General features: G+C 43.2%; 27 protein-coding genes, 2 pseudogenes and 1 riboswitch. Of the genes and pseudogenes, 20 read left to right on the forward strand and 9 right to left on the reverse strand.

Translation table 11 applies throughout. The features are described from left to right. The first annotated feature begins 15 nt into the window (after nt 1–15). The 7 genes from J0B03_RS07620 (at nt 16) to J0B03_RS07650 (ending at nt 5,799) form a co-directional block, all read left to right on the forward strand. The gene (locus tag J0B03_RS07620; RefSeq protein WP_207299042.1) at nt 16–846 is read left to right on the forward strand and encodes a class II fructose-bisphosphate aldolase; all 831 of its coding nucleotides are present in this window, start codon (nt 16–18) and stop codon (nt 844–846) included. Nucleotide 847: 1 nt separating this feature from the next. Continuing rightward, the gene (locus J0B03_RS07625; protein WP_207299043.1) at nt 848–1,753 is read left to right on the forward strand and encodes an SMP-30/gluconolactonase/LRE family protein; all 906 of its coding nucleotides are present in this window, start codon (nt 848–850) and stop codon (nt 1,751–1,753) included. Then, nucleotides 1,737–2,537: an HpcH/HpaI aldolase family protein gene (locus J0B03_RS07630; protein WP_246798097.1), complete on the forward strand. Its 801-nt coding sequence runs from the start codon at nt 1,737–1,739 to the stop codon at nt 2,535–2,537. Before J0B03_RS07625 ends, J0B03_RS07630 begins: the two co-directional genes overlap by 17 nt. A gap of 47 nt (nt 2,538–2,584) precedes the next feature. Then, nucleotides 2,585–3,613 carry a TRAP transporter substrate-binding protein gene (locus J0B03_RS07635; RefSeq protein ID WP_207299044.1) on the forward strand — a complete coding sequence of 343 codons (1,029 nt, stop codon included), beginning with the start codon at nt 2,585–2,587 and terminating at the stop codon, nt 3,611–3,613. Nucleotides 3,614–3,704: 91 nt separating this feature from the next. Beyond that, on the forward strand, nt 3,705–4,310 hold the full coding sequence (locus J0B03_RS07640; protein WP_207299045.1) for a TRAP transporter small permease: 606 nt from the start codon (nt 3,705–3,707) through the stop codon (nt 4,308–4,310). Beyond that, nucleotides 4,310–5,599 carry a TRAP transporter large permease gene (locus J0B03_RS07645; RefSeq protein ID WP_207299046.1) on the forward strand — a complete coding sequence of 430 codons (1,290 nt, stop codon included), beginning with the start codon at nt 4,310–4,312 and terminating at the stop codon, nt 5,597–5,599. The genes J0B03_RS07640 and J0B03_RS07645 overlap by 1 nt, the downstream gene beginning before the upstream one ends. A 20-nt stretch (nt 5,600–5,619) precedes the next feature. Beyond that, complete coding sequence (locus J0B03_RS07650) at nt 5,620–5,799, forward strand: DUF5915 domain-containing protein (RefSeq protein ID WP_207299047.1); 180 nt, start codon at nt 5,620–5,622, stop codon at nt 5,797–5,799. 71 nt (nt 5,800–5,870) lie between these two features. Here the strand turns inward: J0B03_RS07650 and J0B03_RS07655 are convergent, their stop codons facing one another. Both J0B03_RS07655 and J0B03_RS07660 read right to left on the reverse strand, forming a co-directional pair. Continuing rightward, complete coding sequence (locus tag J0B03_RS07655; RefSeq protein WP_246798098.1) at nt 5,871–6,656, reverse strand: nucleotidyl transferase AbiEii/AbiGii toxin family protein; 786 nt, start codon at nt 6,654–6,656, stop codon at nt 5,871–5,873. 65 nt (nt 6,657–6,721) lie between these two features. Further along, nucleotides 6,722–7,324 carry a type IV toxin-antitoxin system AbiEi family antitoxin domain-containing protein gene (locus J0B03_RS07660; protein WP_207299048.1) on the reverse strand — a complete coding sequence of 201 codons (603 nt, stop codon included), beginning with the start codon at nt 7,322–7,324 and terminating at the stop codon, nt 6,722–6,724. A gap of 369 nt (nt 7,325–7,693) precedes the next feature. On the opposite strand from J0B03_RS07660, the gene J0B03_RS07665 reads away from it, so the two are divergent. From J0B03_RS07665 to J0B03_RS07680, 4 genes are all read left to right on the forward strand, one after another. Continuing rightward, nucleotides 7,694–8,395 (forward strand): hypothetical protein, encoded by a 702-nt coding sequence (locus J0B03_RS07665; protein ID WP_207299049.1) that lies wholly within the window; start codon nt 7,694–7,696, stop codon nt 8,393–8,395. 66 nt (nt 8,396–8,461) lie between these two features. Continuing rightward, nucleotides 8,462–8,929: a hypothetical protein gene (locus J0B03_RS07670; RefSeq protein ID WP_207299050.1), complete on the forward strand. Its 468-nt coding sequence runs from the start codon at nt 8,462–8,464 to the stop codon at nt 8,927–8,929. A 255-nt stretch (nt 8,930–9,184) separates the two neighbouring features. Beyond that, on the forward strand, nt 9,185–9,523 hold the full coding sequence (locus tag J0B03_RS07675; RefSeq protein WP_207299051.1) for a hypothetical protein: 339 nt from the start codon (nt 9,185–9,187) through the stop codon (nt 9,521–9,523). A 178-nt stretch (nt 9,524–9,701) separates the two neighbouring features. Continuing rightward, on the forward strand, nt 9,702–10,691 hold the full coding sequence (locus J0B03_RS07680; protein ID WP_207299052.1) for an SDR family NAD(P)-dependent oxidoreductase: 990 nt from the start codon (nt 9,702–9,704) through the stop codon (nt 10,689–10,691). A gap of 28 nt (nt 10,692–10,719) precedes the next feature. Here the strand turns inward: J0B03_RS07680 and J0B03_RS12460 are convergent, their stop codons facing one another. Then, a complete protein-coding gene (locus J0B03_RS12460; protein ID WP_207299053.1) occupies nt 10,720–10,860 on the reverse strand; it encodes a cyclic lactone autoinducer peptide in 141 nt (46 codons plus the stop codon). Beyond that, nucleotides 10,817–11,416, reverse strand: coding sequence for an accessory gene regulator B family protein (locus J0B03_RS07690; RefSeq protein ID WP_207299054.1), 600 nt, complete (start codon nt 11,414–11,416; stop codon nt 10,817–10,819). Before J0B03_RS07690 ends, J0B03_RS12460 begins: the two co-directional genes overlap by 44 nt. Before the next feature lie 385 nt (nt 11,417–11,801). Here J0B03_RS07690 and J0B03_RS07695 point away from each other — a divergent pair. The 9 genes and pseudogenes from J0B03_RS07695 (at nt 11,802) to J0B03_RS07735 (ending at nt 20,276) form a co-directional block, all read left to right on the forward strand. Next, a pseudogene (locus tag J0B03_RS07695) lies at nt 11,802–13,300 on the forward strand (IS5 family transposase). A gap of 306 nt (nt 13,301–13,606) precedes the next feature. Further along, on the forward strand, nt 13,607–14,230 hold the full coding sequence (locus J0B03_RS07700) for a hypothetical protein (protein WP_207299055.1): 624 nt from the start codon (nt 13,607–13,609) through the stop codon (nt 14,228–14,230). 178 nt (nt 14,231–14,408) lie between these two features. Continuing rightward, nucleotides 14,409–15,629, forward strand: coding sequence for a DUF2207 domain-containing protein (locus tag J0B03_RS12345; protein ID WP_207299056.1), 1,221 nt, complete (start codon nt 14,409–14,411; stop codon nt 15,627–15,629). After that, on the forward strand, nt 15,626–16,369 hold the full coding sequence (locus tag J0B03_RS12350; RefSeq protein ID WP_374058602.1) for a DUF2207 family protein: 744 nt from the start codon (nt 15,626–15,628) through the stop codon (nt 16,367–16,369). The genes J0B03_RS12345 and J0B03_RS12350 overlap by 4 nt, the downstream gene beginning before the upstream one ends. 31 nt (nt 16,370–16,400) lie before the next feature. Beyond that, the gene (locus J0B03_RS07715) at nt 16,401–17,147 is read left to right on the forward strand and encodes a LytR/AlgR family response regulator transcription factor (protein ID WP_207299057.1); all 747 of its coding nucleotides are present in this window, start codon (nt 16,401–16,403) and stop codon (nt 17,145–17,147) included. Then, on the forward strand, nt 17,134–18,417 hold the full coding sequence (locus J0B03_RS07720) for a sensor histidine kinase (protein WP_207299058.1): 1,284 nt from the start codon (nt 17,134–17,136) through the stop codon (nt 18,415–18,417). Before J0B03_RS07715 ends, J0B03_RS07720 begins: the two co-directional genes overlap by 14 nt. Nucleotides 18,418–18,656: 239 nt before the next feature. Continuing rightward, the gene (locus J0B03_RS07725; protein WP_207299059.1) at nt 18,657–19,190 is read left to right on the forward strand and encodes a hypothetical protein; all 534 of its coding nucleotides are present in this window, start codon (nt 18,657–18,659) and stop codon (nt 19,188–19,190) included. A 138-nt stretch (nt 19,191–19,328) separates the two neighbouring features. Next, complete coding sequence (locus J0B03_RS07730; protein WP_207299060.1) at nt 19,329–19,508, forward strand: hypothetical protein; 180 nt, start codon at nt 19,329–19,331, stop codon at nt 19,506–19,508. Nucleotides 19,509–19,847: 339 nt separating this feature from the next. Next, the gene (locus J0B03_RS07735) at nt 19,848–20,276 is read left to right on the forward strand and encodes a hypothetical protein (RefSeq protein WP_207299061.1); all 429 of its coding nucleotides are present in this window, start codon (nt 19,848–19,850) and stop codon (nt 20,274–20,276) included. 31 nt (nt 20,277–20,307) lie between these two features. Here the strand turns inward: J0B03_RS07735 and J0B03_RS07740 are convergent. From J0B03_RS07740 to ribD, 5 genes and pseudogenes are all read right to left on the reverse strand, one after another. Then, nucleotides 20,308–20,832 (reverse strand): annotated as a pseudogene (locus J0B03_RS07740) (HAD family hydrolase); the annotation flags it as partial. 138 nt (nt 20,833–20,970) lie between these two features. Further along, nucleotides 20,971–21,432 (reverse strand): 6,7-dimethyl-8-ribityllumazine synthase, encoded by a 462-nt coding sequence (ribH, locus tag J0B03_RS07745; protein ID WP_207299062.1) that lies wholly within the window; start codon nt 21,430–21,432, stop codon nt 20,971–20,973. Nucleotides 21,433–21,451: 19 nt separating this feature from the next. Beyond that, the gene (locus J0B03_RS07750) at nt 21,452–22,642 is read right to left on the reverse strand and encodes a bifunctional 3,4-dihydroxy-2-butanone-4-phosphate synthase/GTP cyclohydrolase II (RefSeq protein WP_207299063.1); all 1,191 of its coding nucleotides are present in this window, start codon (nt 22,640–22,642) and stop codon (nt 21,452–21,454) included. Between the two features lie 41 nt (nt 22,643–22,683). Further along, nucleotides 22,684–23,322 carry a riboflavin synthase gene (locus J0B03_RS07755; protein WP_207299064.1) on the reverse strand — a complete coding sequence of 213 codons (639 nt, stop codon included), beginning with the start codon at nt 23,320–23,322 and terminating at the stop codon, nt 22,684–22,686. Then, complete coding sequence (gene ribD, locus J0B03_RS07760; protein ID WP_207299065.1) at nt 23,303–24,418, reverse strand: bifunctional diaminohydroxyphosphoribosylaminopyrimidine deaminase/5-amino-6-(5-phosphoribosylamino)uracil reductase RibD; 1,116 nt, start codon at nt 24,416–24,418, stop codon at nt 23,303–23,305. Before ribD ends, J0B03_RS07755 begins: the two co-directional genes overlap by 20 nt. Before the next feature lie 108 nt (nt 24,419–24,526). Continuing rightward, nucleotides 24,527–24,641, reverse strand: a riboswitch (FMN riboswitch). Nucleotides 24,642–24,772: the final 131 nt, after the last annotated feature.

Here is a 24,772-nt window from a genome sequence, read left to right on the forward strand (position 1 = left end):
AAGGGACAAAACCAAATGTTAGCATCTTTAAGTGAACTTTTGCATTTTGCAAAAGAGAAAAAAATAGCCATAGGGGCATTCAATGTGTATAACATGGAAGGGATCCTGGCAGTAGAAAAAGCAACGGAAACCTGCAAGTGTCCGGCGATCATACAAGTTCAGACAGCATCGCTGCTAACGACTGATTATTTTCTGCTGGAAATAGCACTTGAAGCAGCGAGAAAATCAAAGCAAACAATTGCAGTCCATTTGGATCATTGCAAAGACAAAAATGTAATCAAAAATGCTGTCGAACGAGGAATAACTTCGGTCATGGCGGATGGATCTGAACTGAAATATAATGAAAATATTTCATTTGTTTCTCACATATCCGGTTTATATCGAGCAGCTTCGGTTGAAATCGAAGCGGAACTAGGTAGGATTTCCGGAGACGAAGAAGGTGAAATGAAAAATAAACTAACCCAATTGATGACAGATCCGGAGCAGGTCGAAGAATATACAAAGAAAACCGGGGCCCATGCTTTAGCCGTCTGTATTGGTAATGTGCATGGAAAATACGACAGAGAACCAAAACTGGATTTGGAACGATTGAAAAGAATAGCAGAGCGATCAGAGATACCGTTGGTATTGCACGGAGCATCGGGTTTAAGTGAAAATTTATTAAAAAGTGTCATTCAACATGGAGTAACAAAAATTAATGTAAACACAGAACTAAGAGAAACTTTTACTAATTCATGGATGGATGGATTGGCACAAAAGCATTCCTTGACAGAAGTACAGCAAGCAACAATAAGTGCCATGACGAGAGTAGTTGTTTCTAAAATTCGAATTTTTCAAGGGGGATGACATGTTGAAAATTACAGTATTTGATGAAGCATTTCATACTCTGATCGATATGAATGAAAAACTTGTTGAAATTGCCGATTGTTTTGAGTTTGTTGAAGGACCCACGTGGAATAGAAAACTTGGTTATCTGGTTTTCAACGATATTCCAACAAGTAAAACATATCGTTGGTCTGATATAGATGGAGTTGAACAGATTCGAGATCATACAAACAAAGCTAATGGGAACACCTACGATCACTCTGGAGCATTGATTGTGTGCGAACACACGTCAAGCAGAGTGGCGAAATTTAATGAGACAACGCAGGAATACACCGTTTTGGCGTCTCACTACAAAGGAAAAGAGTTGAACAGCCCAAATGATGTCATCGTGGATGAGAATGGAACTATTTACTTTACAGACCCCAAATTTGGACGCAATCCTTCTAAAGTAGGCCTAGAAAGAGAACAAGAATTAGATTTTCAAGGTGTCTTTTGCTTTGATGAAAAAAGGAATCAATTAGATTTGCTGGCTAAAGATTTTGAAGCTCCAAACGGATTGTGTTCTGGAATGCAAAAGAATGTCCTATACGTTAATGACTCCATAAAAAGCCATATTAGAAAACTGACTTTAAACGATGAAAGAAAAGTAGTTGAAGACAGTGTTTGGGCAGTGACAAAAGGGGAAGGGCCAGGTTTACCGGACGGAATGAAAATGGACGAATTTGGAAACGTTTACTGTTGTGCACAAGGAGGCATTCATGTTTTTGATTCCGAAGCAAATTATTTAGGGATCATCCATATAAATGAACAAGCAGCCAATTTTTGTTGGGGTGGGCCGGATAATAAAACCATATTTATTACAGCAACCTCTAAGCTGTATAAATTGAAGTTGAAAGTGAGTGGATTCTTGTATGAAAAGAAAGGGTGATTGTGTGCTGTTAAGAAAAAACAATGTCAAGCAGCGGTTATTGGATGGAAAAACCGTGATCGGTTCTTTTTCAAAACTGGCAGATCCGAGCGCCATTGAAATCATGGGACTTGCTGGTTTGGATTTCTTCGTAATTGACAATGAACATGTTGCAATGAACAAAGAATCCATTACAAATTTGGTTCGAGCATCTGATATTACAGAGATTGTACCTATTGTGAGAGTTAAAGAAAATAACGCGTCTGAAATACTGCAAGCACTAGACTGTGGTGCATTGGGAGTGCATGTTCCAAATATTGATACCTATGAAGAAGCGTTGAGGGCAATTCGTTCCACAAAGTATATACCTCAGGGAAATCGAGGATTTGCCTTATCCCATCGTGCTGCAGGTTATGGATTTTACGATAAAGATGATTATTTAAAACGCGTCAATCAAGAAATCTTGACTGTATTGCATTGTGAAACTTTAGAATCGGTTGACAACTTGGATAAAATTCTTGATTTAGAAGACTTGGATGTCATTTTCATCGGACCAATGGATCTTTCTCAGTCTATGGGATCGGATGTAATGGGAAATGGAACACACCCAAACCTGGTTGAGCTAAAAAAGAAGATCATTCAAAAGGTGATAGAGGCAGGAAAAGTTGTAGGAACTGTCGCAGGTAACGTGCAAGAAGCGAAAGAATTAATGGAGTTGGGAGTTCGTTATATTCCCATAAGCTCAGATCAAGGAATGATCGCAACAGTGTCAAAACAGATTGTTCATGAGTGTATTATGGATTAAATGAATTGTTATTATAACCGAAAAGGTTAAAAAATAAGGAGGAAAAAATGAAAAAGTTTGCAAAACTCATTGGTTTATTGTTAATTGTTGCCCTGGTTGTTTCTGGATGCGGAGGAAGTAATGAGGGAGAAAATGAAGGAGAAAGCACGGAACCGGTAGTCATTCGATTGGCCCACGATAACAGTGTACAATCGCCGACCCATGTCTCCTTTGAAAAATTCAAAGAAATTGTAGAGTCAGAATCAGACGGTCAAATTGAAGTGACGATCTTTCCAGGCGGGCAAATGGGATCTACTCAAGATACTTTGGAGCAAACACGATTGGGTGACATCCAAATGAGCGCCGGAGCTACTACTGTATTTACTCAATCCATACCAGAGTTTGCCGTATGGGACAGTTTTTATTTGTTTGACGATCATGCGCATGCGCACAGAGTACTGGATAGCGAAGTAGGCGTGGAGTTGATGAAACCCCTTGAAAAGAGCGGTTTGACTGGTTTGGGATACATGGAAATTGGTTTCAGAAACTTTTCCAATAGCAAAAGACCGGTTGAGACAGTTGAAGACTTGGCGGGATTGAAAATTCGAGGATACAATCCTGTGCAAATCAAAGCTTGGGAATCTACTGGAGCGATCTTGTCTAGTGTGAGTTTTAATGAACTCTTTACTTCCCTGCAACAAAGTTTGATCGACGGGCAGGAAAGCGCAATTGAAACATATAATAGCAACAAGTTTTATGAAGCAAACAAATACCTGTCTTTGACTGAACACATCTACACCAACTTCCTTTGGTATGCAAATGGTGATTTTATGGACAGCCTTTCTGACGAACATCGTGCAATTATTGAAAATGCTGTGAAAGAAACTATTGAATTCAATCGAGATTCCATGGCACAGGCAGAGCAGAATTTATTGGAAGAATTGCCGGCGAAAGGTGTAGAAATTAATGAAGTAACGTTGGATGCAAAAAAACAGCTTGGTGAGTTAATGAATAATGCAGTTAAAAACGACATCATCGCAAGTTGTGGACAAGACATTTATGACATGGTCATGGAAGAAGTAGAGAATCAAAGATAGTATAGATGAAATAATTTTGAGGAAATAAATGGTTTTCGTGTTGTGCCATGCGAAAGCACGGCACAACACTTAAGATTAGGAGAGGGCAAAAATGAAAAAGATTGTATCATGGCTGGATGTGAATTTTGAACCGATATTCATGACAATCATATTTTTTTCGATGATGGGCTTGGTTACATTGCAAGTTATACTAAGATTTTTCTTCAAAATGGGATTTTCTTGGGGGGAAGAATTGGCAAAAATAATGTTCGTTTGGTTGATGTATTTTAGTTTTTCTTACGCAACTAGAAATCAGCGGCATATAAATATTACTTATTTGACCGATAAATTGAACGATACCCTGCGGAAAATCGTCATGATTTTTGTGGATTTGGCTTTTGGCTTTTTTATGGCGGTTGCACTCCTGGCAGCGTTTAAAGTCACGAAATCAGCTTCAATAAATCAAGACATGCTTGTAACAATAAAAATCTCATTGAACATTATATATGGTGCAGGCATATTGGGTTTTGTAATGATGTTGCTTCGGGTAACTCAAAACCTAATCTGGAAAATAAAACGTATAAAAGAACCAATTGAAGTATTTGCCAACGAAGGCGGAGTTCTTTATAATAACGAGATCGTATTTGGTACTGTTCGTAAGTTGGGCGAAAGCGATCAAGAAAAAGCGCCGAAATCTGAAACTGGGGAGGTGAAATAATGACTGCAGCCGTATTGTTTGGAAGTTTTTTAGTACTCTTGCTTTTGTCCGTTCCTATTGCTATTTCCCTTGGTTTGGCATCGGTTATAACTATCTTTACAACTGACGCGATTACAATAAACTCCTTTACGCAAACGATGATTCAGGGTTTGAATTCTTTTCCTCTGATGGCGGTGCCGTTATTTACTTTTGCAGGAGACATTATGGGAAGAGGCGGAATTTCTAGAAGACTTTTAAATGTAACGAATATCTTCTTTGGACGATTCAATGGCGGACTGGGAATCGTTGCCATAGTGACTTGTTTGATTTTTGCAGCAATATCTGGAACGGGTTCCGCAACTGTTGCCGCAATCGGGATGCTAATGATTCCGGAGATGGTTCGAAAAAACTATGATAAGACGTTTTCGAGCGCATTGATAGCAACCTCTGGAACGGTGGGAGTTGTTATTCCTCCAAGTGTGCCTATGGTTATATATTCTGTAGCTGCTGGTGTCTCTGTTACAGGTTTGTTCATATCAGGTGTAATTCCCGGGTTGCTCATTGGCGGTGTTTTGATTTTCTACACATATATATATTCGAAAAAACATGGGTATGAAGGCGACGATCGCAGGTACACCTTTAAGGAGATCGTGAAAATTATTATTGATGCCATTCCCGCCTTGCTGGTTCCAGTGATTATTCTTGGTGGAATCTACGGTGGGATCTTCACTCCAACTGAAGCAGCGGCTGTGGGTTGTGTTTATGGGATCATTATTAGTATATTCATTTACAAAGAAGTGAAAATTAAAGATTTGCCAGCAATAGGATTTAATTCTATATATTTGTGTGCAGCGGTATTGATCATTATTGGAATATCCACAGGATTTGGAAGAATTCTAACGATTAGTCAAGTGCCAGTTATGATAGCGGAAGCAATCCTTAGTATTACCAGTAGTAAGATCTTGATCTTGATGGCTATCAATATTTTGCTGTTGGTTGTTGGAACGTTTATGGAAACAAACGCAGCCATCATAATCCTGACTCCAATTTTATTGCCGGTAGTGGTATCCTTAGGCGTTAATCCAATCCACTTTGGTGTTATTATGATTGTGAATCTTGCAATTGGCTTTATAACACCTCCATTAGGTGCTAATTTGTTCATGGCGTGTCAAGTCACGGGTGTAAAATTTGATGCTTTGGCCAAGGCAATCATTCCATGGATCGCTATAATGATTTTTGCTTTGCTGTTGATTACTTATTTGCCGAGCATCACTCTGTGGTTGCCGAGGTTGTTGAAGATTCCAGTTTGATTTTTTCGGAGGGTTTCGACGTGATGGACCACATTCGCCTGACCCTGCAAGCGGACCAGGATGTGGCACAAGCCGTAAAAGCCTTTGAAGAATTCATCAAGGGAGAAACCCTGGCAGTGGAAGTGGTATTTACGGAGAACGCACTGGATGTGCAAAACATCAACGGCCATGACACGGGAATCAACGTGGAACGGGTGTAGTAAAAAGAATAGAAGGAAATAAGAAAAGAAAAAAGCGAGCTTCTGCCTGTGATAAACAGGTAAAAGCTCGCTTATTTCTTTTGAAGGCTATCCGTAATTCCGCAAAAAAAGTCTGCACTCCAAATATCCAGCACTTTTGGATTTTTTATGAACGGTTCAACATCTTGCTTGGCTTGTGCATAATCGATCGACCGAAATCGGTTGCGAAGCATTTCTTTGATGTCTTCGAGGGTGATTTCTTTTTCTGAAGGAATGTAGCCTGATTGAGCAAGTCGGGCAACAAGATGTTTGAGATTAACAGAAGTTCCTTTGGAAAGATAAAATATATAATCATAAAGATCTCTACCTTTAACTCGGTTTTTCCATGATCTACAAATCACAGCGTGTAACTTGCCGGCAAAAAGAGATGGCATATCGTACAACGTGACTTCATATGGTATAGGGATGAGTCTATATTTGGTTTCATAGGTTGCATAATCTGGCGGGTTGATATCCACTTCAAATTTGATCTTGATCAGCTCTCCGGAACCAACAGTATTTGCGAGGGGTTCATTTGGGAAAAACATCATGAGATGCTCTTTCGTATTGCCCTTTAGAAATGCAGACTTGATATTGGAGTCAGCGGTTTTTTCCTTTGTCTCGATTTTGAAATTTACGCCATAAGAGCGAATTTCTTTTTCCAGTGATGGTATGTAATCAAGCAAGTCAAACGAAGGATCTGGTTTTTTCAGCGAAAAGTCCAGATCTTCTGAAAATCTGTCAAGACCATGAAAGATGCGAAGTGCGGTGCCACTGTAAAATGCAGTGTTTTGAAAAAATCCTCCTCTACTTAATCCGCAAAGAACAATTTCTTGCATGACTTCCTTGATGCTGTTTTTTTTTGTCGGTTGAAGTTAGGATGCTATGTTGTTGTAACATTTGCTCAATAATTTGATCCATGTTTCACCCTCCTTTTGAGATACGTCTGCAGTAGTTTGTGATTTTGCGTATTATAATAAGAAGCAATTTCGATCATATCCTGAATATTGAGATGGAAAAAGTCCTCCTCGTCCACTCGGAGATCTTGAAACACGTATTGCAATAACTCACTTCTGTTCTTTAGCGGCGATATTTTGTAGAGCTGATCGCAAATCGCTTTTTCAGGGGATGCGATCTGAAATCCATATCCGTTTTCAATATGAAGTACGACGCCAAGAGGATAGGCTTTGCTTGGAACATCGCGATAGGTAAAGGTGCCATAGGGTGTCGTATACCTTTTTGTCTTCTTTTTTTCAAAGGTCGCAGAAGTGTAATTGTACACCGCTTCGGGAATAAGAGAGTGGTATGCCAATGCAAACTCAAAGGACAAATAGGAGGGTCCATAAATGATTGGCGCCAAATAATGTCCAGGAATTTTTGCATCTGTTTCATACAACCCGCGGATGATCGGTACCAATTCACCGTTGGTGACGAGTCGCCGAATTTTTGCGGTTGGATTTACGTACTCTTTCAGTTCTTGCAGCAGCATTGCTGTTGTTTTTATCATATTTGCACCACCTAAAGCAATTATAGTGCTTTTAATGGATAGAATCAAGGAAATAATTTCAACAGTCAACTTTACTTCAGAGCGGCCAGTCCAATGAATAGGGCTGAGTCAGATCAAGTGTCAGTAACAACACGCATTCGTTGGTTCAGTGCGGGTAATTAAGTGTATTAACCCACGATTTGTATTATTTCACAACGAGTTCAATTATGTGCGCACCATCGTTAGTAGCTATTCCTATCCAAACAATTTAAAATAGTGTAAAATTTGCATTGAATATGTTATGATAAAATCAAAACTTACTAAAGTGTTGATTTTTCAATGTTTGACCGTAAGGTTGGCGCCAATGATCAGTGACGGGAGATGCGCACCATGAATATGAAAAAATATGTTGTTGTCTTCATGATCGCTGTACTTTTGCCGCTTATTTGGGGATGTACGGATTCGAATGAATATTTCGAATTGAAAATGGAGACGGATAACCTTTCCGAAACAATGCAGAACTATCTGAAGGATCCAAGTCCAAACCACAAAGGATCCGCTTTTCAAGTCAAAGTCAACGATATATATGCGGTACCATATGAAAATGGCTCGAAAAGGATAACATATTACCGGTACAGTCTGTTGATCGCGCCAGTCACCGATGAACCAATTGAAATTCACTCTATGAAAATTCAACCTATGGACAAGAAAATCCAAGACTACCTCAATGGATACACTGCAGTTCTTGGACTTGGCGATCTTCATGAATGGAATTCGCTGACCAACGACATGGTATCGTTTGTTTTTCGCGATGTTGAAGAAATGATCGCATATCGATGGGAAGTCACGTTCAATGATTTAGGGGAGGATACCTTGCAAAACAGTGAAATTACTGCTGAAGAATTGGAACAGGGGATCCGGAATTTTGAGATCGTTGTTGAATACAATAGAAAAAAAGAAGTCATTCCTATTCAAAACGCAGAACTGCGGAGTGTGTCGTCGGATCAAGATGAAGTACTCATGAAGAGGGCGGATATTGCAAAATTATATGAAAAGGGATCTGCCTACAGCGTGATGGAACCTTATAGGTAGTTTGCAGGGATTGAAGAAGCAATCATCAAATAAGAAACGATGTAGTTCGAATAAAATGACAAGAGGGTGATCTACATTACAAGTAAAAATCTGTTGAACAAACTAGGCTTTCTCATTGTTCTGGTCGTGGTACATGCTGTTGAAATTTTTTATGCATCGCTGTTTCAAGATACGTTTCCCTACTTCGCTTTTCAAGCAGCTGTTCTATTGATCATAGGTCTGGCCATGGCATTTGACGACAAGGAAAAGGTGGATTGGAAAAACCGTACGATCTTTTTTGTATTGCCTGCAACGATCCTGATGATGATTCGGGGATACATTGTTGTGATCGGTGCCATGCTTCGATCGGGAGCGGCTCATGGTGCGTTTCAAGATGGTCTGCCGGTTGTCTTTGAGCAAATCGCCCATCTGTACAGATTCGGGATTTTTCGAACGTTGTTCTATTCAGAAATGTTGTTTGTTGTTATGGCGGTCCTATTGGGATATGCCTCGGCAACGGCATTCTCAGCAAGAAAAAGATCAAAGAAAATCTGATCGCTCGTATGATCTCAGTAAAATGTGATTATTTTCTTTTCATTTGGGATGTCCAGTGATGGAAAGGGAGTGGCGATCTGAAATCGGTGTTGTTTATTGAAGACGATTAGGTTCAACGAAATTATATGGTCGATATAGCCCGGTGCTAGGATGCAAATGTCATGAGCCATCAAACAGATCTTGTATCAACGGCGATGTACATTGCAATGTACATCGAAATACAAGTTCTTTTCTCGATTGAAAAGGAGGATTATTGTGGTATTAGAGCAAGAAATCAGAGTGTACATGTTAATTGGATTTATTATAATTTGGCTAATTATCGGTGTGTTTTTATTCCTTAAATGGAAACATACACGAAATAAAGGAATTGTTTGGTTTGTGGGACAATTCTTGTCTCAATGTGTTTGTTTTTATTTATTTACTCGTCTTATTAACTTCAACAAAGGTCTTGAAGGGGATATGCTATCTGGATTTAATAGTTTAACAATTGGGTTTATGACTTTAGTTTGGGGGATGAGTATGATTTTTATGATTGTTGGAGTTTTGGATTCTTTAAAATATGCAGAGAGTAAAAACAAAAATATATCACTTTGAATTAAAGAAAAGCTGTTTGTAATGGAATCTCTTGCTTCAAACCTCTGGTTAAGCGTGGTAGTTAAATCTGTTAAATTAATAGTAGAATAGCAAATCAAGTTCTTAGTCTTTATACGAAGGATGGAGTTCATACAGCAACGCTAGGATCTATAAACTAATTCATTGGAGGTTTTGTAGAATGGGAAATCGATTACGCGGAAAAGTTGCACTTGTTACAGGGTCCGGACAGGGGATCGGAAGGGCGGTTGCCATCGCTCTTGCAGAAGAAGGGGCGAAGGTCGTTACAAACAACCGGGGTCCGGTCAAACAGAATGTGGCGAATCAATTGGAGGGCAGGCTTGAACGCCTGACGCCAGAGCAACTCCAATGGTACAACGAAGAACTGGAAAAATATACTGGTGATGCGGAAACGACGGCACAGAAGATCCGGGACTTGGGATTCGAGGCGGCAGCTGTTTTTGGCGATATCGCCGATTTTGACACAGCAAAAGAGATCGTTGACAAGACGGTGGAGATCTATGGCTCGGTAGATATTGTCGTTAATGTGGCAGGTGCATTTGGCTTTGCCCCCATCGAAAAAATAACGGAAGAGCTTTGGGACAAGGTGACCGATGTCAAACCAAAAGGCCACTTCAACATCATTCGCCACGCCGTTCCTTATATGAAGAAAAACAGATGGGGCCGGATCATCAACTGCTCCTCGCCGGCTTGGACGGGCGGAGGAATTCGTCAGTCCGAGTACTGCGCAGCCAATGCGGGCACAGTGGGCTTGACCTGGGCACTGGCGGAAGAGCTTGCCGATGACGGCATCACAGCCAATGTTTTCTGTCCGGCTGCAAAGACGCGAGCATCGGTGGATATGGAGCTGTTTGACAAAGTCGTGGATGAAGACGAGAAGGCCACCAAGTCTGGCGAGCCCCTGGTCAAATATGATGAGACGGCCCCACCCGAGTTGTTTTCCGCTTTTATTCCTTACCTTGCATCGGATGAGGCCGCCCATGTTACGGGTTCTGTTTTCTTCACAATGGGAACATTTATTGGCCGCTACTCCAATCCTGCGATCTCCGCCCACATGATTGGTGTGGATGGTCCGTGGACGGTGGATAAAATTATCCAGGAAGCACCTGAAACCTTATTAAAAGATTACAAGAATATCAACCAGAAATAGCAGCATTCCAGTTACTGCACTACTCCGTTTAGCCATTGCGTAAGGATTCCGGGATTTCCGGTTCGCCCCAAAAAAACAGGGATGCTTGCTGGTTTACGATCATTGGCGCGAGCATTACAAGCAAGCTAAGAACGGGATAGATGAATATTCGACCGATTCTTTTTCTCATGAAGATGTTCTCCTTTCATAATGATTAATTGTATGGATTGAAAGATGATTGTAAGTGGACCCAATAGAAAAATGGGTTCGCTTTTTTTCAAGCTGATCGCAATGTAAATCAGAGCAAAGAAGGCTGCCGTCGCCTTTAAGCGTTGTGGGCTGATGGTTAGGACTCTTCTGCTGTTGCTGGGAATTTGAGGAGTGAGGAGAGTGAGGATTCCGCCAAAAACAACACCGAGACCCAGTATGATCCATCGCAAGTGGGACAGCTTGAATGCGATGCCCATCATTACAGCAAAATACGCGAAAGAAAAGACAAGACACTGGGTGTACGATTTGAAATGTTTTCCTCCGACCTTCATTCGCAGCAAGAGGGTGGTGATGGAACCGTACAGAAATTCCAAGCCATGTCCAAAAACACTGAAGGTGAAAAACAGTAGAAGAAGCTTGGACAAGTCACCGCCAATGGCAAGGAGAGCGTACTGGATTCTCGCCCATTGATCGTTGTCAAACCGGTTGTCCGGATCCAATTTTTTTAAAGCACTAATGCTATTTAAACGATTCATTTCAACAACTCCATTGTCCATCGTTTTTTGGGATTACCTGTTACAAAAAATATACCACAACAGTTAAGAGGGTTTTGCTACAAAATCGACTAAAAAAAGGGGCAAATAGACTAAATGGGTTGAATTGCCAATTTTATTATGCTAAGTTCTAAGTAGTAGGGGGGTGATGTACCAGTGAGAATGAATAAGGTGTTTTTATGAAAACTATAGCCGCATAGACAACTATTTTACTACGAAAATAAGATGATATTAAGACCAGCTAATTAGGGCTTACTGAATGAAGCTATAACCATTGAAAACACTGACTTTGAGGCGATTTTTTGGTATAATAGATGCAAGGATTATACACTTTTAGTCAAAAAATCTTTGCAGATGGAGGCGCCTCATGTACATCAGAAAAACCAACCAGATCAAGTTTTCGGACGACTTTTTCCTGCCTTTTGGCGGAACGCTCAACAAAAACAATCGTTGGTCATATTAGCCGGTATGATCCCTTGGTCCGATTTCGAGGATGCCTATGCCAAGAACTTCAAACCCTCCAACAAGGGAGAGGAAGCACTATCTGTCCGAGTAGCTCTGGGAACGTTGATATTGCAAACCAAGATGAAACTGGTGGATGCCGAAGTACCCTTGCAAGTAATGGAAAATCCATACCTCCAGTATTTCCTTGGGTATGACAGCTTTGAAGACGATAAGCCGCCGTTTGATTCATCCCTGATCACCCACTTTCGAAAGCGGTTCAAGCCGGACATCCTTATGGAGATAAACAACATCATTGCCATGAAAGAGTTGGAAACCATTGCTGACAAAAACAATGAGGACGATTCCGATAATAATAATGGCTCTGGTCTAACACCGCCATCAAATGAGGATGTTCAAATCAGCTTTGATGACATCCCGAAGAAAGGGAAGCTGATCCTTGATGCGACCTGTGCACCCAGCGACATTCGCTTTCCGACGGACCTGCGCCTTCTCAATGAAGCCCGTGAAAAGCTGGAAGAGATGATTGATATTCTCCATGCCCCAGACATCAGTGTTTTGCCAAAACCCAGAACCTATAGGAATCGGGCCCGCAAAGACTATTTGTCCCTGGAGAAGCAGCGCAAGAAACGCAGCAAGGCAATACGAAAAGCAATTCGTAAACAGCTTGGCTATGTGAAGCGGGACCTGGAATATGTAAAATCCTATCTTGAAGATCCCACAAGGGCTGAACTACTAACAAAACGCCAGAGCGATCAGCTTGGTACCATAGAAAAACTGTACGGACAGCAGCAATACATGTACGATGAGAGAACCCACAGTGTAGAAGAGAGAATTGTGAGCATTTCTCAGCCATACATCAGACCCATTGTCCGAGGGAAAGCAGGCTCAGACGTAGAGTTTGGGTGCAAAGTCATGACAAGTGTCGTGGATGGTTACACCTTCGTGGAAAAGCTTGACTTTGATACTTTCAACGAAGGTATTCTACTACAGGAAGCGGTGGAGCAATACCGCAGGCGCTTTGGCTGCTATCCGGAAGCAGTTTTAGCGGATTCCATCTTTCGTAACCGCAAGAACCTGGCATGGCTCAAACTTCGAGGGATTCGCATCAGCGGACCCAGGCTTGGACGAAAACCGAAAGTTGTTCCACCGGAAGTCAAGAAGATACAAAAGGCAGACAATGGTGAACGTAATGTGGTAGAAGGATCCTACGGTGTCGGTAAGAGGAAGTATGGCTTGGGCCTTATTAAAACCAAGCTTGAAGATACGACGAAAAGCGTTATCATTCTACAGTTTCTGGTAATGAACTTGGACCGGAGGCTCCGGTCCCTTTTGTCGCAATTTTGGATTCGCTTCATTTACGACATTAAAGCTAAGAATTTGGCTGCTGCCAACGGTCTGTGAATCGTTCAGCAAGCCCTAAATTAGATTATGATATTTATACAAATCAAACTGGTTACCAGATTTATGAAAATTCATTTAGTTACAGCTATTCCTGTACCTCGTGGGCCAGATTATCTTCAGCTCCTCCAAGATGGAAATACACTGGAAGAACTGGTGGTGGTGTAGGTTTCTATATATATAATGATTTTGTAATAACTGCTACACCGAATATTAACTATTTTAAAGGCCTCCAACTAAGTGCTTACGTTGACTAATATTTGGTCAGGTGCAAGAATGATTTTTGGAAAACAGAAAGAGGTGAAAAGGTTGAGCAAATCAGCAGCTGGAAATAAGGTAACTTACCGAATGTGTTTGGTGATTATAGTATTGTTTTCAATATTATTTCTAAGCAGTTGTAGTGAACAAAATCAGACAAGCGGTCCATATAAAACAATGCTTGAAGGAGTCAATGCTGTAGTTCATTCTACTGATGAAGATTTAATCTTTGCAAGTGGTGCATATTTGTATGAAAACCAAGAAGAATTTGATAATAATCAGCCAGCTTACTCATTAATATTCTATGCAAAGGAACTTGATGGAAATGAGCTGCCTATGTATCATTATATTGTTCGAGATGATATTGAATTAGCCGAAGAATTCAATATGCCTTTTGTTTCAGAGGAGATGAAGAAAATTGTTGAAACTGCGGAGCTTCAAGATCAACTTAAACTCATAGAAAAATTTGAAGATCTAACACACAAGGTGGTTGACCTGGCTAAGGAGAAGGATCGACAATTGGACAAAGAGGCATTCTCTGCAGGTTATGCCCTGTCAGGACACTACGAGGGTTCTGTATTTCATGTTAATACCGTTGGGGATCAAGGATTATTACAAGCATCATACAATACGGACACGGAAGAGCTTGTGGTTGCTGAGTCACTTGAATATTGACGTAAGCATCAAACGGTTCAGGTTCGTATAGAAAAGATAAATGCATAAACAAAAATCCCTCTTTGGGATTTTTTGTTTATGCATTTAGAGTGTAAACGAGCAAAATATTTGACGAAGTCAGAGTGAACAGGTAATCTGTTAGTAGACGTACGAGTTTACAAGAAGGAGTGTTGTGCTGATGATGAGGTGGAGTATTAGGATTGCAAGGTTGATGTTCGCATTATTGGCCGCATTGCTCTTTGTATGGACTCCAACAACTGCCCAGGCGGCTGTATCCAAGGTTGATTTCGAGATAACGAGTTACCGAATTGATGCCTTTGTGGAATTGGACGGCTCAATGAGCGTACAGGAAGTTCTTGCTTACGAGGGCAGTTTCAACGGTCAATTTTGGAATTTGGAATATGCCGCCGGTGGGGAAAAATCGAATACCACAACGAATTTGGAGGATCTTGAAGGGAATGCAATCATCTACAACGCCCATGACATTCAAGACATGAAAGTATACGCTCTCTTAGATCCGAGTGGAACCCTCGGAGCCGATAATTTGCTTGAGTATTCTTTCATTTGGTCTGGTACGGGCAATCCTGGTGATTCAGGCGTCTACGAACAAAGAATGGATGATGCCTCGGTAGCCTTAAAAATATTTTCGCCAACCCAGAACCAACAAAAGGTTCTGCTGATCACGTATCGATTGGAGAATGTGGCGGTATTGCATCGGGATGTTGCCGAAGTTTTTTGGAATTTCATTGGATCCAAGTGGGAGGAACCCCTTCATAATGTAGAAATCAACATTCACCTTCCAAAGGCAAGCGAAGAGCTGAAAGTGTTTGCCCATGGCCCTTTGTATGGGACCTCAGAAATTGTCGACCAACAGCAGGTACGCTTGTCCATTGAAAAAATTACACCGGGTGAAATGCTGGATGGCAGGGTCGTATTCTCAAAAGAGGTACTGGATTCTTCTGAAAAAAGGACCGACATGGAGGCATTGCCTGAAATACTTCGTATCGAACAGCTGAAAGCCAATAAGGCCAACGACATGCGGAGAAATTTTTTGCTGTTGAAATATTTGATCGCCGGGTTGTCCCTTCTCGGATTGGTCGGGTCAATCGTTGGTGTTTTTCATATTTATAACAAATATATTAAAGAGAAAAAAACCGAGTTCCGTGGGAAATATTACAGGGAGTTGCCTTCAGATTACGGCCCTGCCGTGATGAGCTATAATTACCATCAAAAGTTAAACACACCCAAGGATCTGACAGCCAGTATTTTAGATATGATCCGCAAGAGAATATTCCGGATTGACATGGAAAAAGTAGAGAAAAAGAGCATTCTAGGGGAAGCAAACAGGGTGAAGAATACACGATCACAGATATCAGCAAAAATCTGCAAAGACCTTTGACGCCCTACGAGGAATTCATACGCCATTGGCTGATCGAAAAAATCGGAAATGGGATTTCCGCTACTTTTGATGAGATCGAAGCGTATTCAAAAGACAAAGTAAATGGCGCAGAGTTTTACAAGGACTATGGATTGTGGATGGTTATGGTTCGGGAGGAAGCGGAGAACTATGAGTTTTTCGATCCAACGGCGAACAAAGGAATCGCATCGGGGATCTTGATCGGTATAACAGGGATAGGCCTTGGTGTTTTCGCAATATTTCATGGAATTGTTTTAGGGATCGCGAATATCCCCGTTGGGATTCTGGTGATTGTTTGTTCTGCACTCATCAAACAGCGAACAAAGGAAGGCAATGAAGAATACGTCAAGTGGAAGGCTTTTTCCAGGTTTTTAAAAGACTTCAGCAAATTGGAAGATGCTGTTGTACCATCCGTCATTTTGTGGGAGCATTATCTGGTATATGCAGTATCCTTGGGCATTGCCGACAGGGTCATAGATGCCATGCAGGTTTTTTTGAAACCGGATGACTTTGCCAATCCGGGGTTGACTTTCCTTGGAAGTAGTTACATGTATGGCGGGTTAACCGCAGTGCATGCGCTGAACACTTCCTTTACAAATGTTACCAGAAGTGCCATGCAAATTGCTTCAACCCAGAATTCCTCCGGCGCAGGTGGCGGTGGTGGTTTCAGTGGAGGAGGCGGCAGTGGCGGCGGCGGTGGCACAGGTGGTGGGGGATTTTGATCCAAAATTCTTCCTGAAGAGTTGACGATTCATGTGCAAGAAAGGGAGTGGGAATCTGAAAGCGGTATTGTTTTTGGAAGACGACAAAGACCAACGCAATTATTTGGTTGATATAGCGCGTCGCTACGATGCGGATCTTACGATTCACCAGACAGAGCTTGTATCAACGGCGATGTACATGGCGATGAACAACGAAATACATGCCTTTTTCATCGATGTTGTTCTGCCTGACGGCAATGGCATTGATTTTGCCAGAAAGATCAGAAGCTTCGAGCAGTATCAGTTCACGCCCATTGTTTTTATTACAGGGGATATTCAAAGAGAATTGGAAGCTTTTCGAGAAGTGCATTGCTATGATTTTATTACCAAGCCCTATCATGAAAAAGTCGTTGAAGAGACATTGCAAAAGATCTTGGTGGACTACTTGGGGATGGAGAAAAGAGATGCCGATAATAAATTCTTCGATTTGGAATTTAAAAGCCAAACCCATCGCATCAACATCAAAGACATCATTTATTTTGAACGCATGAATCGGAAGATCTTTATCAAGACCCTTTATGAAGAGATCATGTACAAGCAAACCAGTTTATCTCAAATCCTGGAACAACTCCCCGCTCAATTTATGCAAATCCATCAATCCATCATAGTAAATTTGAACTACGTGGAACGAATCGATTTCAAGGCAAACGAGCTACATTTGAAAAATGGTGGAGCGCCTCTGCCTGTAGGAACCAGTTTTCGAAAGAAAGTGGGGGAACAATTCAGTGACATTCGTTGAGACGTTTTTGCTTTCGATCTTTGACACGGTGATGATTTTGATCATCAGCCATCGAATCAGGAGGGATGTATTCACAACGTTCCTGCAAAAGGTTTTCTTTGTTGTCCTTACGACCGGCTTCATTGCTTTTTTTAGCACCTATGTTTCAAACAATCATATATCCCATCTTCTATCTGTAATTTTTACCATAACCAGCATCAACATGTACTTGCGTTTCGGTGGAGAGAAAAGCATTGTACGTAATACTCTGTTGTTTTTCACCACATCCATCATGCTCATCGCAATTCAAATGCTGACCATTGTAATCGTGCATTTGGTTTTTGGAAACATCGAGTATACCTTTACCAATGGCTTGCTTGCCCAATCCACCAGCATCATCATCGTGGTTCTGTTGGCAAAATTTGCTCCACTGCAAAAAATCGATGCATTTATTGTAGGAACCAATACGTTGTTTCGCTTTGTGATCACAACGACTTTTGTATTGTATTATGGCATCACCATTCTTTGGTTCAGCGACATTCAGTTGGTCACAGCGACACCTCTGGGGGCGATTGTTTTGATCATGTTGGCAGTGGTTGTCAATACGATCATTCTTCGGGAAGGTTTCGTCAACGAGATGTACAAGAACAAGCTGGAGGTTTTGGAAACCTACACCCCCATAGTGGAGGACATGATCACCGAATTGCGCTCCAGACAGCACGACTATCACAACCATATTCAGACACTGATCTCCATGAATTCCGGTGAAACCTTTGCATCGGAACAAGCCGACAAGTATATTGACGACATCACCAACAACGAACTGTTAAACATACTCAGGAAGATGGACGATCCCATAGTAGGTGCCTTTCTTCATAGCAAGGCCAGGGAAGCATCCAAGTATGGAATGGACATGATCCTGGATATCAAACGCCGCATACCGGATTCCATTTTCGAGACCTATGAACTCATTGAAATGTATGGGATTCTCATAGACAATGCCTTTGATGCTGCAAAATGTGTGGATGCTTTCCCAAAGTCGGTTTTTGTTACAGTGGATCAGAAAGACAACCACATCCTATTCGAAGTCAGAAACCACTACGGGTATGTGAGCATTAAAGACATCAACGGTTTCTTTCAGAAAGGAAACACCACAAAGACCGTACCCGGCCATGGATTTGGCTTATATAAGTTGAAAAGAATGTTGGAGAAGAAAAGCAGTTCCATACTTTTGTCCTATGACACAGAAAGGGAGCAAATCGTTGCCCAACTCCGTTTAGCTGTTGCGTAAGGATTTTGCTTGATTGATCATTGAAGGTGAACCCAAGAAAAAGGGTTCACTTTTTTTATGGGGACAGCAATGCCGTTCACTACATAATCAAAGCTTGTTTTGCTATAAAATCGACTAAAAAAAGGGGCAAATAGACTAACGGGGTTGTATTCATTGATGCGTTTCGATATTTTTAAAGGAAACAAGTCCGCATTTGCCCTTGACTTGGAAAAGGTAAAAACGAACGGAGGATCAAAAGTATGGCGAAAAAAATAGCTGTTCTCCTGGCGCTCTCTTTGTGTTTTACGATGCTGGGTTGCAGCAACATCACTAATAGAAGAAGAGACAAAGAAGTCTTTGAAACCTTCCTGCAAGATTATTACGCTCAACTCACCATGACAAGCAGCGAATGGCATGAGATAAAAGAGCTTTTGAAAGAGGATTCAAAATATAGGAAATGTAGATATGTAAACAACTTCAATGGGATCTTATCGGAAACGTGTCTTGAACGAATGGTTTACAACCAATTGTTGCCGAACTATGAGATGGAAAAAACCGGCATTGAAACCATAGCATTCAGTGACTTGATCCTGAAGAAGAAATACGAAGGAATCTATCATGATCTTGAAAAGGACGAGAATGTACCCTTTACCATATACGAAGTGAGCTATATCTTACGTGTTAAGAAAAATGGGGAGGTAACCTCATTTACAAATAAAAGCGAAGTCCGTTTCATTTCGAAAGACGAAAGACGGATGATCGACCACGTCATAGGGGATTTTGTTTGGAGGTAAAAATAAAGATAAAGTATACTATTTTTACAAAATGTTGTAAAATGGAAATAAACATTTCTAACTATTTTAGATATCGTTTGAAATTTGCTTTGTTCAGGGAATAATCAATTAGAAAAATTTAAGTCTGGAGGATGTGGCATGAAAAAAACCTTTCTAGCGGGACTTTTCGTGCAAGTGGTGTTGTTTGTTGCCGCCTTGGTGATGAAGGATTGGCAAGTCATGGCCAAAGGAAACATCCCCGTGTTGATGATCGGGTTCGTAGCCATGGGTGCCAATGCGCAAGGCGCCGGTGGTTGGGAATTTGTTGGTGCGAAGTAGGATGAAAAAAATCGCATCTTCAGCTACCGCTCCCGAGTGCTGTTGAAATGGTTTCTGTTCATGCTGCCCGGTATCCTGGTCATGGTGGGAATTTATCTGGCACTTGGAGAGTTGCCGGGTTTCATGAGTTGATCCATCCTCATTACAATCCATTAGCATAAAGACCATTAGGTCTAAATTGAATCAGGATCACGAAATTTTCTGGAGGTAATATCTATGAAGTCGTCAGCTTCAAAAAAAGTGGGAATCCTTTTGCTGTTGCTCATGGTACTGTTTAGCATAGTAGGTTGCAGTAAAACCGATCAGCTTGACTTAGGTGAAGGTGTCGGAGCGGTTTGTATGCCCGGCAAAGCAGGTGAGAGCAGAACGTATGCAGGAACCTATGTTGTACATGACGGGAACCGGGAGATCACTGTTGTAGAGATTTCCCTGATCAACCCTAAGGATGTTGACATACTGGAGGCGTGGTTTTTAGAGATCGATCCATCCGATACCACTCTGGTGGGTTATGTGAATTGGCCTTTGGAGAGGATCCCATTGCTTTGGGATGAACGAGTTCCTGTGGAAGGGGTGGTTTTGAAACCGGGTGATGAGCGAAACCTTGTGGTTGTTGTTACCTCCACGGCTGAAGACATCGCATCCTTCGAAGGTGTCCGGATCGTGTATAAAGATAAACTTGGAAGGAAATACACACAAAATACTTTGGATTGGTGTTACATCTCAACAAATGGTTGTGATGGTGTTATAGACGAATATTATCAAAAATAAGAAGCAGTGGACAACATTTTGTCCACTGCTTCTACATATTTTCCAGTAAAGGAATCAATTCTTCCATGTGGTCAATAACCCCGGTGGCGTGCACAAATTCCTGGGGCATACCATAACCGTAGCGGCAAGCCACTGACGGGAGGCCGTTTCGAAAACCTGCCTCCACATCGTGGATACGGTCACCCACCACCAAGATCTCTCTTTGGTATTGATCCATCACTTGTTTCAAAATGACATGCTTTGGCTGAAAATCGTAGGATTCACTGATGATGTAGTCATGAAAGAATTCATCCAGTCCGTAGATCTCTCGAACCGCATCCTTGTAGGAACCCCGGCAATTGCTGAAAAAGACCAGTTTGATTCCCATTAAGCGCAAGGCTCCCAAAGTTTCCTTCACCCCCGGATACAATCGTCCCTGCCCATTTTTCAACAGCAGGAGCATTTCCCGTCGGATCTGTTCGCTGGCTTGCAGCTTTTCTTCTGCAGGAAGATGTGGCATAAACTCCTCCCACATGTCTTTGGCATTATGACCCAGCCACTGTTGGATCTCTTCATCGGAAAAGGAGCGGGGGGAGCCAGCCCCTTTTCCGTCAGAGTTTGATAAGCTTTTCGAAAAGCCGGCAGATAGATCCGTCCCGTTTCGTGAAGGGTGCCGTCAAAATCCAGAAAGACCGTTTGAATGTTTGCGGTCATGTTACAGTTGGGCCAAAAGATTGGCCATCTCTATAGCAGTGACAGCGGCTTCGAATCCTTTGTTGCCTGCTTTGGTGCCTGCCCGCTCGATGGCTTGCTCGATGGTGTCCGTAGTGAGGACGCCGAAGATGACCGGGACATTGCTTTCCAGGGAAACACTGGCAACCCCCTTGGATACTTCGTTGGCGACAAAATCAAAGTGTGGCGTGGAGCCTCGAATGACTGCCCCAAGGGTGATGACGGCGTCGTATTTTTTAGAGACGGCCATTTTTTTTGCCACCAGAGGGATCTCGTAAGCACCGGGAACCCAGGCGATTTCGATGTTTTCATCCTTCACACCGTGGCGTACCAGGGCGTCGATGGCGCCGGAGAGAAGCTTGCCTCCAATGAATTCGTTGAATCGTCCTACGGCGATCCCAAATTTTTGTTCTTTCGCAATCAGTTGTCCTTCATACGTTTTCATAATGTTTTCCTCCTTGGATTTAAAAAATATGTCCCATTTTTTCTTCTTTGACTTTCAGGTATTGCTCGTTGTCCGTGTGGCATTCGGTGACGATGGGGACCCGCTGGGTCACTTCGATGCCGTAGACGCTGACGTTGGCGATCTTGTCCGGGTTGTTGGTCATCAACTTGATTCTTTTGATGCCCAAGTCTTTCAAAATTTGTGCTCCTGTGTGGTAGTCCCTCATGTCAGGAGCAAAGCCCAGGGCCACGTTGGCTTCCACCGTGTCCAGACCTGTATCTTGCAGGGCGTAGGCTTTCAACTTATTCAATAAGCCGATGCCCCGGCCTTCCTGGCGCAAATACACCAGAACACCCCGGCCTTCCTCTTCGATCATCCGGGCGGCGGCATCAAACTGATCCTTGCAGTCGCAGCGCAGGGAACCCAAGACTTCGCCGGTAAGACACTCGGAGTGGACTCTTGTCAGCACCGGTTCGTTTCCCGATACGTCTCCTTTGATCAGGGCAATGTGTTCCTCGCCGGTAATGACATGACGGTACCCAATGATTTTGAAAACGCCGTTTCGGGTGGGCATTTGCGCTTCCGTCACCCGTTCCACCAGCTTGTCGTTGATTTTCCGGTAGGCGACCAGGTCTTCGATGGTGACGATCTTCAAGTCGTGCTTTTTCACATAGCCTTCCAGATCCGGGATCCGGGCCATGGTGCCGTCGTCATTCATGATCTCGCAGATGATCCCGGCTGGATACAGGCCCGCCAATCGGGGCAGATCCACGGCAGCTTCCGTATGGCCGGTACGTACCAATACGCCCCCTTCCTTGGCAGCCAAAGGCAGAATGTGTCCCGGCTTGGTAAAGTCGGTGGGTTTGGTTTCATCCATCAATAATTTTTCGATGGTAAAGGACCGCTCGTGAGCGGAGATGCCCGTGGTGGTGCCGATGGCGTCCACGGTTTCCGTGAAGGCGGTTCCTTTGGGGTCGGAGTTGCGGGTGATCATTTGATAGATCCCCAGTTCTTCCAATCTCTTTCGCTCCATGGGGGTGCAGATCAGGCCCCGGCCGTAGGTGGCCATGAAGTTGATGGCTTCCGGCGTCACTTTTTTCGCCGCCATAAGCAGATCCCCTTCGTTTTCCCGGTCTTCATCATCGACAACGACGATCATTTTTCCGGCGCGAATGTCTTCCAATGCTTCTTCAATGGTATTGAATTTCATAGTTTTTTTCCTCCACTATATATTTGTATTGTGTTTGTTGTTTAAAATCCGTTTTCCATAAGATAGTCCAGATCCATGACCTTGGAAGAATCCTGAAAGGTCATGAGGCGTTCCACATATTTTCCCAACAAGTCGCACTCGATGTTGATCCGATCCCCGACGGATTTGCCCAGCAAGGTGGTATCTGCTGCTGTCAATGGGATGATGGAAACTTCGAACCATTGGGATCCCAGGGAGGCCACCGTCAGGCTGATGCCGTCCAGAGTCACGCTTCCCTTATGGATGATGTACTTCAAGATGGATTTGTCTGCCGTGATGCGGATCCGCACCGCGTTGTCGTCCCTTGTTTTCGACAGGATCCGTCCCGTGCCGTCAATGTGGCCGGAGACGATGTGTCCCCCGAATCGGCCGTTCATGGCCATGGCCCGCTCCAGATTGACCCTGGCGCCGCTGGGGGCATCCCCCAGACTGCTTCGCTGCAAGGTCTCCGGCATGACATCCACCGTAAAACTGGTTTGATCGAAGGAGGTGACGGTAAGGCAAATGCCGTTGACGCTGATGGAATCTCCCACCTTCACATCCTCAAGCACTGTTTTCGCCCGGATCCGCAGGGATGCAGATTTGGTTCCTCGTTTGATTTCCGCCAGTTCGCCCATTTCTTCAATCAGTCCTGTAAACATGTTTCACCCTTCCTTCCATCATGAGATCGTCGTCGAAGCGACGGATCTGAATGTTTTCCAGTGCAATGGCCTCGGCAAGGCTTGAAAATCCTTCTCCTTCCACCGGAGTCGGTGCATCTTTGCCTCCGATGAGCACGGGGGCGATGAAGGAGACCACCTTGTTCACGATACCTGCTTTCAGGGCACTGAAATTCAGGGTCCCGCCCCCTTCCAACAGAAGACCGTCGATCTGCCGTTGCCCCAACAGCTCCATGAGATGCTGCAGATCCACTTTTCCATCCTTGGAACGAGTCTGCAAAACAGGGATGCCCCGTTCTTCCAGAATCTGAATTTTCTCCGGATCCTTTCCGTCCACGGTAGCGATCCAGGTGAGGTGAGGGCATTCGTCATTAAGTACATGAGCGTCCATGGGGATCCTTAGAGCGGAATCCACGATGATGCGGATGGGTTGGCGGGAAGGAGATTCCCTTCGACAAGTCAGGGATGGATCGTCCGCCAGGACGGTACCGATCCCCACCATGATGGCTGGCAGTTGAGCTCTCAGTTCGTGGACGAAAGCCCGGGAACCTTCATTGGAGATCCACTTGGAATCGCCGGTGTGGCAGGCGATCTTCCCATCCAGGGACATGGCCGTTTTCATCACCACGAAAGGGGTTTTCGTTTGAATGTACTGGAGGAAGACTTCGTTGAGTTGTGCAGCCTCCTTTTCCAAGATCCCGGTATGAACGGAGATCCCCCCTTCCTGCAGGATGCGAATGCCCTTGCCGGCCACCAAAGGATTGGGGTCTTCCATGGCGATGATCACTTCCCGGATCCCGCTGATTAAAATAGCCTGGGCGCAGGGCGGGGTTTTTCCGTAGTGGGAGCAGGGTTCCAAGGTCACATAGATGGTGGCGCCTTCCACCGGTTCCGTGGCGTTATTCAATGCGTTGATCTCTGCGTGAGCTTGCCCGTGCTTTTGGTGGAATCCTTCTCCGATGATGCGGCCCTTCTTGACGATCACCGCACCCACCATGGGATTGGGGTTGGTCCATCCACGACCCAGTTCGGCCAGTTCCAGGGCCCGTTTCATATATTCGATATCTGGTTGTTTCATGGCATCTCCTTTCTACAAGAATGGGAGCAATAAAAAATGCCCCGAAGAAAAAATTCGAGGCATATCTTGACCAACATTCATCGGACACAAAAAATCGTCCCATAAAAAAAACATCTTCTCTCATCCAGACTATACTGTCGGTTCCGGAATTGCACCAGATCAGCCGTTAAGCTCGCGGACTATTACCGCCGGTAGGGAATTGCACCCTGCCCCGAAGATCATTATTCAATTGTCTGCATGGTATCATCTTCGTCAAGTCTTTGTCAAGAAATTTTTCTTTCAAAAAATGAAATCGTCTTCACGTTTCATTGGAAAAGAATCAAGGGTATAATGGAGGCAACAGGAAAGGAGAGG

It is taken from the genome of Alkalibacter rhizosphaerae (assembly GCF_017352215.1).
GTDB classification, from domain to species: Bacteria; Bacillota; Clostridia; order Eubacteriales; family Alkalibacteraceae; genus Alkalibacter; species Alkalibacter rhizosphaerae.